This window comes from Paenibacillus sp. FSL L8-0435 (assembly GCF_037965655.1).
Classification (GTDB): Bacteria; Bacillota; Bacilli; order Paenibacillales; family Paenibacillaceae; genus Paenibacillus.
Map to the genome: position 1 here is coordinate 6440151 of NZ_CP150185.1, position 14573 is coordinate 6454723.

At 47.9% G+C, this 14573-nt stretch carries 12 protein-coding genes; 6 read left to right on the plus strand and 6 right to left on the minus strand.

From position 1 onward, the window contains the following. Nucleotide 1: 1 nt before the first annotated feature. The 6 genes from NST33_RS28545 to NST33_RS28570 form a co-directional block, all read right to left on the minus strand. Entirely contained in the window at nucleotides 2–763 is a 762-nt protein-coding gene (locus NST33_RS28545) for a lysophospholipid acyltransferase family protein (protein WP_339305912.1), read from the minus strand. Beyond that, nucleotides 732–1499, minus strand: a complete 768-nt coding sequence (locus NST33_RS28550; RefSeq protein WP_047840715.1) for a carotenoid biosynthesis protein — start codon at nucleotides 1497–1499, stop codon at nucleotides 732–734. Before NST33_RS28550 ends, NST33_RS28545 begins: the two co-directional genes overlap by 32 nt. After that, the gene (locus NST33_RS28555) at nucleotides 1499–2371 is read right to left on the minus strand and encodes a phytoene/squalene synthase family protein (protein ID WP_339305914.1); all 873 of its coding nucleotides are present in this window, start codon (nucleotides 2369–2371) and stop codon (nucleotides 1499–1501) included. Before NST33_RS28555 ends, NST33_RS28550 begins: the two co-directional genes overlap by 1 nt. Continuing rightward, nucleotides 2368–3831, minus strand: coding sequence for a phytoene desaturase family protein (gene crtI, locus NST33_RS28560; protein ID WP_339305916.1), 1464 nt, complete (start codon nucleotides 3829–3831; stop codon nucleotides 2368–2370). The genes NST33_RS28555 and crtI (NST33_RS28560) overlap by 4 nt, the downstream gene beginning before the upstream one ends. Continuing rightward, nucleotides 3828–5378, minus strand: coding sequence for a phytoene desaturase family protein (gene crtI / locus NST33_RS28565; RefSeq protein WP_339305918.1), 1551 nt, complete (start codon nucleotides 5376–5378; stop codon nucleotides 3828–3830). The genes crtI (NST33_RS28560) and crtI (NST33_RS28565) overlap by 4 nt, the downstream gene beginning before the upstream one ends. A 266-nt stretch (nucleotides 5379–5644) precedes the next feature. Then, nucleotides 5645–6589 (minus strand): MerR family transcriptional regulator, encoded by a 945-nt coding sequence (locus NST33_RS28570; protein WP_339305920.1) that lies wholly within the window; start codon nucleotides 6587–6589, stop codon nucleotides 5645–5647. Nucleotides 6590–6664: 75 nt separating this feature from the next. Between NST33_RS28570 and NST33_RS28575 the strand changes: the two genes are divergently transcribed. From NST33_RS28575 to NST33_RS28600, 6 genes are all read left to right on the plus strand, one after another. Beyond that, on the plus strand, nucleotides 6665–8332 hold the full coding sequence (locus NST33_RS28575; RefSeq protein WP_339305922.1) for a phospholipase D family protein: 1668 nt from the start codon (nucleotides 6665–6667) through the stop codon (nucleotides 8330–8332). A gap of 126 nt (nucleotides 8333–8458) precedes the next feature. Continuing rightward, nucleotides 8459–9082, plus strand: coding sequence for a TetR/AcrR family transcriptional regulator (locus tag NST33_RS28580; protein WP_221825441.1), 624 nt, complete (start codon nucleotides 8459–8461; stop codon nucleotides 9080–9082). Then, nucleotides 9079–9420, plus strand: a complete 342-nt coding sequence (locus NST33_RS28585) for a multidrug efflux SMR transporter (protein WP_221825442.1) — start codon at nucleotides 9079–9081, stop codon at nucleotides 9418–9420. The genes NST33_RS28580 and NST33_RS28585 overlap by 4 nt, the downstream gene beginning before the upstream one ends. Further along, nucleotides 9420–9734: a multidrug efflux SMR transporter gene (locus tag NST33_RS28590; RefSeq protein WP_017691901.1), complete on the plus strand. Its 315-nt coding sequence runs from the start codon at nucleotides 9420–9422 to the stop codon at nucleotides 9732–9734. The genes NST33_RS28585 and NST33_RS28590 overlap by 1 nt, the downstream gene beginning before the upstream one ends. Nucleotides 9735–10346: 612 nt before the next feature. Beyond that, on the plus strand, nucleotides 10347–11294 hold the full coding sequence (locus NST33_RS28595; RefSeq protein WP_339305924.1) for a TetR/AcrR family transcriptional regulator: 948 nt from the start codon (nucleotides 10347–10349) through the stop codon (nucleotides 11292–11294). 33 nt (nucleotides 11295–11327) lie between these two features. After that, nucleotides 11328–14564 carry an efflux RND transporter permease subunit gene (locus NST33_RS28600; protein WP_221825445.1) on the plus strand — a complete coding sequence of 1079 codons (3237 nt, stop codon included), beginning with the start codon at nucleotides 11328–11330 and terminating at the stop codon, nucleotides 14562–14564. The last annotated feature ends 9 nt before the right edge of the window (nucleotides 14565–14573 follow it).

A 14573-nucleotide genomic window follows, 5' to 3' on the forward strand; every position in this document is an offset into this window, starting at 1 on the left:
GCTAACGGTTCACCCGCTTTCGTGCCGCATCGTATTTTTCACTTGTCGAACGTACATGACGAATCAGCGGAAGCGCATATGGCAAACTTCCCTGCCCCATCCGTACAAGCTCTGATCTATGATCGTCTAACTGCTGTTCCAACACATGACCGAGTCTGGAGGCAATCTCTTCACTCTTCCACGCCTTCCAGTCTTCCATCACAGGAGGGCCTGCCAGCATCGATATTTCCGGTAGATCATGCTGAACCATCCCATGGCACAAGGTTACCGGTACGGCGATGGCATTCGGGCAGCGACGAAGCAACAATCCAATGCCTGGACGGAACCGAATCGGTCTCGCCTCCTGATGCAGAATTTCTCCTTGGGGAAAAATCCAGACCCTTTTACCTGAATCCAATAATTCACTGGTGTACTGTAGAGAGGTCCGAATACCGGACGCACTCTCCTTATTGATCGAATACGCACCCAATTTACGAAAAAAAGCATATTGCTGAAGCTGTTGCTCCTCCATCATCACATAATGATCTCCCCGCGATGTCTGTCTGGCCGCATGATAGAGCAGCAGACCATCCCACCAGGAGCTGTGGTTCATGAAGTAAATCACCGGGCGATTGGGATCAATCGGAGAGTTGTCCCTGAGATCCACCTGCGGGTCCAGTGACCCTGTGAGCGTGAAGGAGCGGAAGCGACGACGCAGCAGATAATAGTGATTGTATAAGGCAAAAATACGATTAAACGGTTTTGATTTTACGGCGCGAATCATAGAGCCAGCTCCCTTCGGCAAGAAGCACCCCAGCAATGGCGATGATAAAGCTGCCCGTAATTCCTTCCTTTAGAGCAAGTAGGCCGAACAGAAGAATAAACAGCTGATACAGCCATTTTGCACGCAGTAATGAGCTACGGTCATTAGGCATGGCCGGAAGGAAGAGGGACAGGAATGCACCCATGATAAACCAGCTTATGTAATTGGTCCACGGAACACCGTAGAAACCGCCTGGAGCCTGCCACTCCCAGAATCCTCTCGCATGTGCAACAGGGTCGAGTACCAGATCGAGTACAATTGCCCAGAACCCAGTCTTCACTGCTCGAAGCAATTTGCCAGTCCAGGTTGAACCACCGCCACTTAACAGCGCCGAGTTACCCACCACTGCGATCCAGGCAAAACCCAGCGTAACCGGCACACTGAACAGATGAATTCCGAAGAAGTCTGAGTAAGCATACTCACCAAAGGGCCAATGGGTATGAACCCCTACCCACTCCACGCCCATACCTCCAAGCCAGATGATCACAGAGGATATCCAGAGTCCGGGTTTCAGCCAGATGACTGACTGGTCGGACAGGCCTGTCCGATTACGCCCTTGATAGATCAGATCCAGCACATACAATGCGTAGAAGATTAGAAATAAACCATTTGAAAAAGATAATACGTCAGGCACACCGATCGTTAGCATCAAGGTTGCTCCAATGACATACCACGCCCAGTAAAGCCACTGGATCATCAGGATACCGCCGTTCGGGAGGCTTGATAGGCCAGCATCGGGTAACGTTTCACAATCGCACCCAGCATCTCCAGTTTCAATTCATCGCTAACATATGCCCGTTTGGTATATACGTCATAATCGTTGCGTTCAACGGCGTGTAGAATGGTGGAGTAAAAAGCTGCTGCCAGCTCGATGGAAAACGCACTTTCCGTTGGGTACGTATCCAAACGATCCATGCCAATACGGAACCAGTTCAATGCTGCAGCTTTTAATTCATGAACAACGGCAATAAAACGTTCATCCACGATTCCGTCTTCAAAGTCCTGCTCGGTGTAACCATGCTTCTCCATGATCTCCAGCGGAACATACCGGCGCACTCTGGCCCGATCTTCACCAACATCCCGAATAATATTAACGATCTGCATCCCTTTACCCAAAGCAATCCCGTTCATGGCTACTTCCGCTCCGTTATCATCCCGAAGTACAGGCAACAACATCTCACCTACGGTTCCGGCTACCAGATAACAATAATGCTCCAGTTCCTGCAGCGTTGTATAATGCGTTACTTTAAGATCTGTGAGCTGCCCTTCCATCTGACGGAAAAATGGCCCCTTATCCAGATGAGGGAAACTGCTGAACAACCATCTCAGTGCTGGCCAGATAAAGTGCCCTTCCGCGTCGTCTAGGCGATCAAACAAGTCATGGATCTCGTGTATCGTATAGGGTGAATGTTCCGGCTCATCTACACTGTCATCAATCATGCGGCAGAAGGCATAAATGACATATACCGCTTCCCGACGTGGACTTGGCAGCCCTCTAAAGGCCTGATAAAAAGAGGAAGAACCCTTTTGCATCAACTCTTCACACCTGCTCAAAATCGCTTCATTCATGTTCCCATCTCCTTCATGAGTTGATTGACGGCCATACGTGCACTCTGCATTACAATCGGCACTCCGCCACCTGGATGTACAGATGCTCCTGCGGCATATAATCCCTTTATATTAGGGAATGGTTTGGGTTGCGGTCGGTATACACCGGACTGGAACAATACAGGTGCTATACCAAAGCTTCCGCCCCCATAGAGACCGTCTCGCTCTGCGTCAGCGGGTGTACGTACCTTTTTCCACTTAATCGCTGCACGAAGTCCCGGGAATCCACGTTGCTCCGCTTCTTCCAGTACACGTTCTGCCAATACTTCGCTCTCCTGATCCCAGTCGACACCTTCGGCATCTGGTACGGGAATGAGGAAATACAATACACTCTGTCCTTGAGGCGCTGCAGTTTCATCCAATGCGACCGGATTAAATACGTAAAATGAGGACTTTGCCGGAATGCGTCGCTGATTGAACACTTCCTGTAAGCTACCTTCAAGACTCGGTGGCAGGAAGAACTGGTGTGTTGTTGCATCTTCCCAGGTTTTGTCCACGCCCACATAGAGCAATACACATCCGGAAGAGGGACGATATGGTTTTCTTTTCCGCGCTACCTCTGGTGATTGTCCAAGCAAACCTGAAAGATGGGGGAAATCACCATTGTAGATAACTGCATCCACATTTTCTGCGCCTACTGCCGTTTCTATACCTTTACACACACCATTTTCAATCGTGAGTCCGGTCACTTCGGAATTCAGCACAACACGCCCACCACGTGATATCAGTTCCTGTTCCAGAATGGCCGGCAATGCTGCATATCCACCTTTGACCATCCAAATGCCGTATTCATGCTCTGCGTAAGGCAAAAGGGAGTAGATGCCTGGCGTCCCAAACGGTGATCCACCGATGTATAGACTTTGCAGAGAGTAAGCGTCGAGCAATTCCTCATGGTGAAAATAATCGCCTACCGCTTTCCGAACACTTTTGTGTGCACGCAGTCTGCCCATGAGGGACATGAGCGAAGGGGTGAAGAAATCCCTTTTGCGCGGAAAAGCCCTTTCCAGAAACGCTGCCCGGCCTGCCGGAAACAACGTGTCCATATCTTTCATAAATCGTGTGAAACCTGGGCTCTCTCCTGGGAACAAACGTTCAATCTCAGCCGTCTGCTCTTCTCGTGAGGTCATCTTGGTCATGACACGACCACTGTGGTAATGCACTCTGTATAACGGATCACAGCGAAGTAACTCAATCTTCGAACGATCTACGCCTGCTTCCTCCAGTATGCCAAGTAACATCTCCGGCAGCAGTACGATCGTTGGCCCCTGATCGATCCGGTATTCCCCTTCCTGCTCATATCCAATGCGTCCGCCAATGCGAGAACCCCGTTCATAGACGGTGACATCCCAGCCCTGACGGTTCAATAACAGCGCAGAAGTAAGTCCACCAATCCCTGCCCCTACAATAGCGGCCCGCTTCATGAATGCCCTCCGGCTTCTGCCGTCTTCACGTACGAGGATGGTTTCGAGCGCATACGCGCGTCCTCTTCCTGAATCAGTCTGACACTGATCCGTGCCGATTCGAAGATCGTTGGCAACCCGCTGCCCGGATGTGTTCCGCCGCCTACCAGCCATACACTTTTCAACTCTTCAAACTGGTTATGGGGACGCAGATACATCATCTGACCCAAATTATGTGCCATATTAAACGTTGCTCCGCGATACACATCCAGTTCAGTCTCCCAATCAAGTGGAGTGAACAGCATACATTCTTCAATACGGCTGCGTATGTCTGCCAGCTCAGGAATGCCTTCCATGCGTTTCATCATGGCCTCTTGCACATTCTCCCGTTCTGCCTCCCAATCAATGTCTGCGGTAAGGTTAGGCGTAGGCATAAGAACATAAAGAGCAGATTTCCCTTCCGGTGCCAGCGTCGAATCAAGTCTGGAAGGGTTATGAATATATAGAGATGGATCGGCTGATAACATTTTGTGCTTTGTAATCTCATCAACGTTCAACCGGTAGTCCTCGGGAAAATAGATCGAGTGATGGGGAAGGTCCACATCACCATCCACACCCAGATACAGCATTGCTGTAGAGCAGGAATACTTTTTGCGTTTCATTTTCTCCGGGGTATATTTCTTAAGCACGCCTGGTTCGAACAGATGATTCACTGCATGTGCGAAGTCAGCGTTCACCACCACATGGTCCGCATCGATGCGTTCACCGTTCTCCAGCAACACACCTTCTGCACGACCATTGCGAACGATGACCTGTTTCACCGGGGTGGAAGTATGTATTCGTCCTCCGTATTCTTCCACGACATCAGCCATGGCTTGGAAGATCCGATTCACGCCGCCAATGGGGTGGAACAATCCGTAGTGATGCTCAATAAACGATAATATGGTAAAGGTACCCGGACAATCCCAGGCAGACATGCCAAGATATTTGGATTGGAATGTAAATGCCCAGCGTAGACGCTCATCTGTAAAATAGCGGGACAAGATCCCATAGACTGTATTGTGGACATCAAGCTTGGGTAGAGCTGTTACCGCATCCTTGCGCAAATAGTCAGTCAGCTTGCCAAAAGGACGACGGAGCAAAGGCATGACTTTGCCAAACTTCACTTCTTCTTCTTGCATGAACCGAAGGTAATTGTCTTCATTGCCCGGAAACAATTCCTTAATCTGTGCAGCTGTATCTTCCCGATTACGAGAAGGCGTGAACACCTTATCACCAAAGTTCAGTGCGTACAGTGGGGTTAACTCTTTCATATGCACATAATCGGATAACTTACGTCCCACCACGTCGAACATCTCTTCAATCAGCTGCGGCATCATCAAAAATGTAGCACCCCGGTCGAATCGATATTCACCCAGTTCCAATCTGGCAGAACGCCCCCCGATGACTGGCTGTTTCTCATACACATCTACCTCGTACCCCTGACCGGACAATAACATCGCTGCTGCAAGTCCACCCGGACCTGCGCCAATGACAGCTGCACGTTTGCGTTGTTGATTCGGTATCATGCCACTCACCTTTCTATGTAGGGAATTCCTATAGTTCTCTAGCCCCTAACCTATTATTAAACCGCCCAAGAACACTTTAAGCGGTAACTAGCAAAAACATTATACAAATATAATACAAATATTATACGACCTTGTAAACCAAAAAATGACCCGTCGGTCAAAATACTCTACTAATCCATATATAAACACAAAAAAACACCCTTTGATCACTTTCGTCAAAGGATGTCCTTTATACACTAACCTATTCATTGAATGCTAAGATACGTTTAGTTATGTGCCTGTCCAAACCTCGCACCAGGTGGTCGATCTGCGAGATACTCACGTTCTATCCATGACTGCCAATCCGCTGAATCCTCTGGCATAATCCATTGCGGGTAACGAGCATGTTCTGCACGCTCATAGCCCTTTCCACCAAGTACGAAGCGAATATGTGGAAACTCGTTTTTAATCCGCTCTATAAGCTGATCACACCGTTCAAGAAGCCCTGGACTTGTGATCGAAAGGCAGACCAACTTGATCTTCTGCTCCCGGATAATCGGAAAGATACCTTCTTCTGGTGTGTTCGCACCCAGATACAGTACTTCCGCTCCATTTTTGCGCATAAAGAGAGAGAACAGCAGCAATCCGACCTGATGATGCTCCCCTTCCGGACACAACGCCAGAACTTTGGGCAGATGCGGATAGATCGGGAACAGATGGAAAAACTGATAAAACCGCTGTGAAATCAGCTGTGTCATGAAGTGTTCCTGGGCCACCGAAGCCCTGCCTTGCTCCCATGCATCTCCAACCCGAACCAGAATGGGCACCAACACATGATAGAACATCGAGTCATACCCATACATGGTGAAACCAAAATCAATCAAACCATTGGCACGTTCACCCTGAAAGTTGTAGAGCGAGTCATAGATCTGATCTGCCATGCGTGCGTAGGCTTCTTCCATCGTAGGCACCGGAGCCATGATCGGCGTGGGCACAGCCTCGGGCGGATTTAATTTGTTTACTTTCAACATCCGTACCGCTTCCGAAATATTGGTCTGATGCAGCTCAACCTGCTCTTTCAACCAGCGCAGATCCGCAACATTCTCTTCGGTATACATTCGATACCCCGATTCCGTCCGCTCAGGGGTGACCGCACTATACCGATTCTCCCAAGCCCGGAGCGTCACCGTCGGGATACCGAGCATGGCAGCGACTTGTTTGATGGAATACACCTTATTACCCACTTTCTTTCCTAAATGTCCAGATTTCAAAGGTTATATCATTGGTTCCCCGTCCTTGTCAGGCATATGAAAACCCTAACATTCTACAAAAATAATACACTCATTATACACAACGCTCAGACACCTGTCGATTACATCCTGCCAATTTTGCCATATGCATTTTACCGCTACATCAGTTATTCTACCGGGTTGTCCTGCGTCAACGTTATCATCCGTGTGGTAATAGAAGTCAGCAAGTACAGAAGGGGGAGTCCACCGTTGGTCTCATTACGCCGCCATACATCAGACCGCAAGTCTTCACGCGGCAAATTTCCATACATACGAACAGGACTCGTCCTATTGGTCCTATGGCTCATCGCCGTCATGCTCTATCAGACCTACAAACCATTACCACCGGGCATTTCCTACGAAAGTCCGGAGTATCGTGTGGATCAAGTCGAGTTCCTGCATGACCTCACCTACCCTTCATCTGATGGACAGATGCAGCACGAACAACAGATTTTCCAGCGCATGATGCAGGTTGTGGAGGAAGCAGAGCAGTTTGTCCTGGTGGATATGTTCCTGTTCAATAATTATCAGCACAAGGGACAGAACTTTCCTCCCGTGAGTACTGAATTCACCGAAGCGCTGGTTGCCAAAAAAAATCAACATCCTGATATGGACATCTGGTTCATTACAGATGAAGTAAATACCAACTATAACTCAGCACCCAATCCGTTGCTGGAACAAATGAAACAAGCAGGCATTCATGTGGTCATCACCGATGTGGACCCTTTGCGTGATTCAACGCCAGTATACTCTGCGGTCTGGCGTACCTTCTTCCAATGGTTTGGCCAATCCGGAGATGGCTGGATCAAAAACCTGATGGCCACGGATGGCCCGGATGTAACGGTCCGTTCCTATCTCAAGCTGCTCAATGTGAAAGCAAATCATCGCAAAGTTGTTGTTAGTGAGAAGACGGCGATTGTCTCTTCTGGCAATATTCATGATGCGAGTGCCTACCACTCGAACATTGCATTTGAAGTAACAGGCCCAATCATTGGCGATATTCTTCAGTCAGAGCAAGCTATTCTCGACATCTCAGGCGGAGGTCAGGTTCCGTCCTATACTGCGCCTTCCCCGGATTCAAACACGGGAGATTTACGAATACGCTATTTAACTGAAGGCAAAGTGAATGACGCTGTACTCCATGAGATCAATCAGGCTGGCAAAGGTGACACCTTATGGATGGGCATGTTCTATGTGGCCTCTCCGAAAGTATTGGAAGCCCTGCTGGAAGCCGCAAAACGAGGAACCGAGATCCGGCTTGTACTGGATCCAAATGAAAATGCCTTTGGTCAGGAAAAGATCGGTATTCCGAACCGTCCTGTCGCTGCTGAATTGCATGATAAATCCGACGGTAAAATACAGATCCGCTGGTATAACACCACCAAGGAGCAATACCATACCAAGATGATCTATCTTGCCAAAGCAACCGGAGATCATATTGTCCTAGGGGGTTCAACCAATTTCACCCCCCGAAACATGAATGACTACAATCTGGAGAATGATCTATGGGTTGCTGCACCTCCAGACAATAAGTTCACACTCGATATCGCGAATTATTTCGAGCGTATTTGGAATAATAATGATGCCGAATTCACGTTAGACCTGGATGAGTTCCAGGAGAAGACTACGTTTTTGAAAGGTATCCTATATAAGCTGCAACTGATTCTGGGTTTTACAACCTTCTGATCAGAAACCACATTCATACCTGTTATATCCGTCTGTACTCTACTGTGCAGACGGATATTTTCATCTTGACAGGGGATGTGAAGTGTGAAAATATAATTACCTAACGACCGTTAGGAAGGTGATTGAATGACTGCACAATCCATTCGAGATGCAGCCCTGTTCCATTTTGCAAGAGATGGCTATGAGGGAGCTTCTCTGAGAGCTATTGCTGATGAAGTCGGGATTAAAAAACCGTCCATATATGCGCATTTTAGCTGCAAGGATGACTTGTTTTTACACACACTGGCCTTTGCTTTTCACGAGGTGAAACGGCACACACTGGAATATTTCCGCGATCATGCGGATCTGCCATTGGAGCAGCGGCTGAAAGGCTTGTTGATCTGGTTCGAACAAGAATACAATGCCCATGCTTCGGCTCGATTGATGCTGCGTAATTGTTTTTACCCACCCCTTTCTCTGTATGGCGAAGTGATGGATCAAGTGTATCCGTTTATCGATGGCATGGAACGCGCACTGACTCGTCTGCTGCAAAGGGCAATGCGTACTGAAGATATTCCGGCCATTCCCGCGGAACAAGCCGCCATTGCATTCATGACGTTCCTCGACGGGATTACCGTGGAGATTATCTATGGAAGTTCCCGTCGCTACAAGAGACGGTTGGAAGCATCCTGGCCTGTCTTCTGGCATGGCATTCATCATTTGAACGAAGAGGCACAAAGCGTTGTGCCGGAAGGAGATTTAACATCATGAACCGCAACTGGTTATATGTATTTATCGGTGGAATTATTGAGATTGTCTGGGTGAGCGGGCTGAAACATGCCTCGAATGCCTGGGAGTGGTCTTTGACGGGGATTGCCATCGTGATCAGCTTTGGACTGATCATTGCCGCTTCCAAAAGGCTACCTGTGGGTACGGTGTATGCCGTCTTTACGGGAATTGGTACGGCGGGTACCGTCCTCACGGAAATGGTACTGTTCGGTGAGCCGTTCCGCTTGGCCAAAGTATTGCTCATCGGGCTGCTGCTCTGCGGCGTAATCGGGCTGAAACTGGTTACGGATCAGCAAGAAGCCAAAGGAGGTGCAGTATAATGGCTTGGATGGCAATTGTAGGTGCAGGGATATGTGAAATTTTCGGCGTAATCGGTATTAATGGCGCTTCCACCAAGAAAGGATGGCCATACATCGTACTTATGCTGGTGTCGTTTGTGTTCAGCTTCTCGTTGTTGTCCTACGCCATGACGTCCATTCCGATGGGCACAGCGTATGCCGTGTGGACGGGGATCGGGACGGTCGGCAGTACGTTAACAGGCATGTTCCTGTTTGGTGAACGGAAAGAAGCGAAGCGTATCCTGTTCATCGCGATGATTTTGGTGGCAGCCGTTGGGCTGAAACTGATCACATAACGGAACAACTGAATTACACTCTATAACTCCGGTGGTAGCATAAGCTTCCGAAGAAGCTTTCTTACAGAAAGCTTTAAGGCGAACACTTCGTTTCTTCAAGTTGGTTCTGCCATCTCCGTTATCGTGTAATTCTTGGCTTCCATTATGATATCTATTACATTTTGTAATATAAAAAAGACGACTTCAATCAGGAAGTCGTCTTTTTTGGGGAATGATATAAATAGGGAACCTCTTTATACTTTGCTACGTAAGAAAGGATGGTGTAATTATTAGAAAGTTATTGGCACGCATGGGCTCTTATACAGGGTATACCCTTCTGATCGGCATGGCCATCTTCTATCTCATCGCTTTTGTCGCCATTATTATACTCGCCTTATTCGCCTTTACCGGAGTAAATTAACTTATCCATTCTGTGATACCTTATCCAAATCGTACATACAAGCTTGCCTGTTACTTGCCGTCTCTCCTTCCCTTTGATCAGCCACTTTTCCCCATATACATTTTCCAATTTACTCCCATTTGAATTCCTTTAACCAGATCGTTTATACTTATTTTGACCTTAAAGTCAATTCAAGAACTCACAAGTTCCCTGATGAGGTGAATGCATCGTTAATGAACCCTATACATGAGATGAATGAGAAGAAAAAGCTCATCATTACTACAGCACTCAAGTTATTCTCATCCAAAGGCAGTGCTGCAACATCCATGCAAGAGATTGCAGAATTATGCGGGATGTCCAAGGGAAGCCTCTACCTGATATTCAAATCCAAAGAGGAATTGGAAGACAGCACGATGGAGTACTGTTTATTTACGCTCATAGACGAACTATCCCGGATCGAACATGAAGCTGACCTTACTCCGAGAGAACGTTCACACAAACAGATTGAGACACTGCTCGGCCATGTGTCCGAGCTAAAGGAATTTTTACGAGTGCAAATGCAAAGCATGATGATGAATGATGAGCCACATCGCAAGGAAAAATGCAACCCGCAACATAAAGATTTGGAGATCCTTACACTACACGGTTTCAAGGACAAACTGGAAGATATGTACGGACCGGAGATTGAACCCTATACGATCGATCTTATTTTGCTCATACAGGGTCTGTTCCTCTCTTACGTTAAGATCTGGTTTACAGAAATGCCTTCCCTTACCGTCTCCAAAATGGCAACCAATATGCTGCAAATGATTGATTATGCAGCTTACGGTTTGCTCGATCATCGCCCTGCGCCTTTGATTTTGTTGGAAGACTGGCCCGCATGGAGTAGTGATCCAAACACAGACTCCACTGTGATGCGTCATCCCATTCACATTATCAAGCAAATGCAGGATATCGCTGGTTCCGATTTGCCATCAGGGCAAACAAAGAATGATGTGCTTGAAACCATCGCCATTCTCAGACAGGAGATGATGGAATTTACGCCTAGGCGTGCCATCATTCTTGGCATGATGCACAATTTGGAGAGCGTATCTGCCATCAAACCTTTGCACTCTGAGCTTAAGCACAGTCTGGATGCCAAGTATAGCCGGTTTATTCAGGCTGACTCGTCACACATATAAACAGGAGAAACAGAGAGGAGAAGAAACCATCGTATGAAAGGTATTATTAATTTTTCACTGAACAACAAGTTTGCGATTTGGATTCTGACAATTATCATCTCTTTCGCAGGTTTGTACAGCGGATTGACGATGAAACAAGAAACAATCCCGAACATCAACGTACCGTTTCTGAATGTCACTGCCATTGATCCGGGGGCTGCACCGGAGGGAATTGTTGAAGATGTCACGAAGCCACTGGAAGTAAAACTACGCAATGTGGATGGCGTGAAGACAGTTACCTCCACTTCCATGGAGAATGCAGCATCGATCACACTCGAATTTGATTATGGAACGGATCTGACCAACGCGACGGCAACCGTTCGTGAGGCACTGAATGAAGTCCAATTGCCTGACAGCGTGCAGAAGCCAACCATTTCCAAGTTCAGCATTAACTCTTTCCCGGTTGTATCTCTGAGTCTGTCCGACAAGGACGGCGGTGACCTGGAACAATTGACACGACTGGTTGAATCGGACATTCAGCCTGCACTCGAAGATATTGACGGTGTAGCTCAGGTTCAGGTGTCCGGTCAATTTGTGAAAGAAGTTCAATTGAAGTTTGACCAAGCCAAAATGGCCGAGCTGGGCCTAACTGAAGATACGGTAAACGGTATCGTTCAAGGTTCATCCATTCGTGTGCCACTGGGACTGTTCGAACTGGATAAATCCCAGAAAGCCGTTGTCGTAGATGGAAACATCATCGACATCGATGATCTGAAAAACCTTGCCATTCCAGTCGTACCCGGCGGTGCCGGTGCTTCCACAGGCAATGGTGCAGGCGCAGCCCCACAAGGCTCTGGAGCGCCAACTGGTGAAGCTGGTCAAGGTACCGCTCCTGGCTCTGCACAAGGAACAGACCAGGCTGCAGGCCAAGCCGCTGGTGGTAATGCCAGTGTGGGTAGCCCTTCAGGTGCTGCCAACGCAGCTGGTATCCCTACAGTGAAATTAAGTGAAATTGCCAAGATCGAAGTCATCGGTCAAGCGGAATCCATTTCCCGGACAGATGGCAAGGAATCGATTGGTATTTCCATTGTAAAATCCAACGATGCCAACACGGTTGATGTCGTTAACGCAGTCAAAGATAAAGCGGAAGAGTTGCAATCGCAGTTCAAAAATGCTGATTTGACTGTATTGCTTGACCAAGGTAAGCCGATTCAGGACTCGGTGAACACGATGTTGGGCAAAGCCGTTTTTGGCGCCTTGTTTGCCATCCTGATCATCCTGCTCTTCCTGCGTAATATTCGTTCAACCATTATCTCCATTATCTCGATCCCGCTCTCCTTGCTCATGGCATTGACTGCGCTCAATATGATGGATATTACTTTGAACATGATGACGCTGGGTGCGATGACGGTTGCCATCGGACGGGTTGTCGATGACTCCATCGTTGTTATCGAGAACATCTACCGCAGATTAACACTCAAAGGTGAGAGATTGAAAGGCCGTGAACTAGTCCGCGAAGCAACTCGCGAGATGTTTGTGCCAATCCTTTCTTCCACGATCGTAACGATTGCGGTATTCCTGCCACTGGCATTGGTAAGCGGTATGGTCGGTGAGTTATTCACGCCATTTGCACTGACCATGGTATTTGCTTTGCTGGCATCCCTGATCGTTGCCATTACCATTGTGCCGATGCTTGCGCACACCCTGTTCCGTGGAGGGTTGAAGAACAAGCAGAATCACGAAGAAAAACCAGGCAAGATGGCAGAAGGTTACAAACGCCTGCTGAACTGGACATTATCACACAAACTCATCACAGTAAGTATTGCAGTGATTCTACTGGTCGGCAGTTTATTCCTGTACCCGTTCATCGGTGCAAGCTTCTTGCCAGAACAACAGGATAAATACGTGACTATTACGTACAGCCCACAAACCGGAGCTTTGCGTGAAGATGTGGAAAAAGAAGCACTTGTTGCCGAGAAGTGGTTGTTGGAACAACCGGGACTGGAGAAAATGCAATATTCCATCGGCGGCACGAACCCACTGAGCAGTATGGGTGGCGGTGGCGGAAACTCTGCACTCTTCTATATCGAATATAACGAAGATACAAAAGACTTTACTCAAGTGAAAGAACAGCTTGTCGAAGGTCTGAAGAAGGAAGTTACCGTAGGAACCTGGAATGAACTCGACATGTCCGGCGGTCTGGGTGGCAGCGGCCTCAGCCTCTCCATCTATGGCGATAATGTAGAGCAACTTAAACCTGTATCGGATGAAATTCTGAAACTGGTTGAAGCGGATAAGGATAATTTTGAAAAAGCAGATACAACACTTGCTGACACCTACGGGCAGTATACGCTCGTGGCAGATCAGGAGAAATTAAGTTCCCTGGGCCTGACTGCAGGTCAACTGGCTATGACGCTGAGCCCGGCACGTGAACGTCCTGTGCTCACGGAAGTCGATATTGATAACAAAACGTATAAAGTATATGTAGAGACCGACAACAAAACATTCAGCAGCATTAAAGAAATTGAGGATGAAACCGTCACTTCACCGCTTGGCATCGAAGTACCAATCAAAGATGTTGCCAAAGTGGAAGAAGGTACATCCCCGAACTCTATCATGCAAATTGATGGTAAGGTAGTTGTACAAGTGACAGCCAACATCCTGGCTTCCGATGTACAGAAAGCTTCGAGCAATTTACAAGCTGAGATCGACAAGCTGGATCTGCCTGATGGCGTTGAAGTGAAGTTCGGTGGTACAACCGAACAGATTAATGATACCTTCACTCAATTGGGTCTCGCCATGCTGGCGGCCATCGCCATTGTATACTTCGTGCTCGTTGTTACATTCGGCGGCGGATTGGCACCATTCGCAATCCTGTTCTCCCTGCCATTTACGGTTATTGGTATTATGGTAGGTCTGTTCATCGCTGGTGGTACACTTGACGTCTCGGCCATGATGGGTGGTCTGATGCTCATCGGGATCGTGGTCACCAACGCCATCGTGTTGATCGACCGTGTTATTCACAAGGAAAAAGAGGGTATGTCTACCCGTGAAGCCTTGCTGGAAGCCGGTGCAACTCGTCTGCGTCCAATTCTGATGACCGCTCTCGCAACCATCGGTGCCCTGTTGCCACTGGTTACGGGTCTGGAAGAAAGTGCGGGTATCATCTCCAAAGGACTCGGAATTACCGTAATCGGCGGTCTGATCAGCTCCACGCTGCTCACACTGGTTATCGTACCGATTGTGTATGAGTTCCTGATGAAATTTAAAAAGAAAAGAATCGAAGATTAAGAAATAGAG

Coding starts and splice junctions, on each gene's coding strand:
- NST33_RS28545 (WP_339305912.1), bottom strand. CDS start 763: ATGATTCGCGCCGTAAAATCAAAACCGTTTAATCGTATTTTTGCCTTA.
- NST33_RS28550 (WP_047840715.1), bottom strand. CDS start 1,499: ATGATCCAGTGGCTTTACTGGGCGTGGTATGTCATTGGAGCAACCTTG.
- NST33_RS28555 (WP_339305914.1), bottom strand. CDS start 2,371: ATGAATGAAGCGATTTTGAGCAGGTGTGAAGAGTTGATGCAAAAGGGT.
- crtI (WP_339305916.1), bottom strand. CDS start 3,831: ATGAAGCGGGCCGCTATTGTAGGGGCAGGGATTGGTGGACTTACTTCT.
- crtI (WP_339305918.1), bottom strand. CDS start 5,378: ATGATACCGAATCAACAACGCAAACGTGCAGCTGTCATTGGCGCAGGT.
- NST33_RS28575 (WP_339305922.1), top strand. CDS start 6,665: ATGAAAACCCTAACATTCTACAAAAATAATACACTCATTATACACAAC.
- NST33_RS28580 (WP_221825441.1), top strand. CDS start 8,459: ATGACTGCACAATCCATTCGAGATGCAGCCCTGTTCCATTTTGCAAGA.
- NST33_RS28585 (WP_221825442.1), top strand. CDS start 9,079: ATGAACCGCAACTGGTTATATGTATTTATCGGTGGAATTATTGAGATT.
- NST33_RS28590 (WP_017691901.1), top strand. CDS start 9,420: ATGGCTTGGATGGCAATTGTAGGTGCAGGGATATGTGAAATTTTCGGC.
- NST33_RS28595 (WP_339305924.1), top strand. CDS start 10,347: ATGAACCCTATACATGAGATGAATGAGAAGAAAAAGCTCATCATTACT.
- NST33_RS28600 (WP_221825445.1), top strand. CDS start 11,328: ATGAAAGGTATTATTAATTTTTCACTGAACAACAAGTTTGCGATTTGG.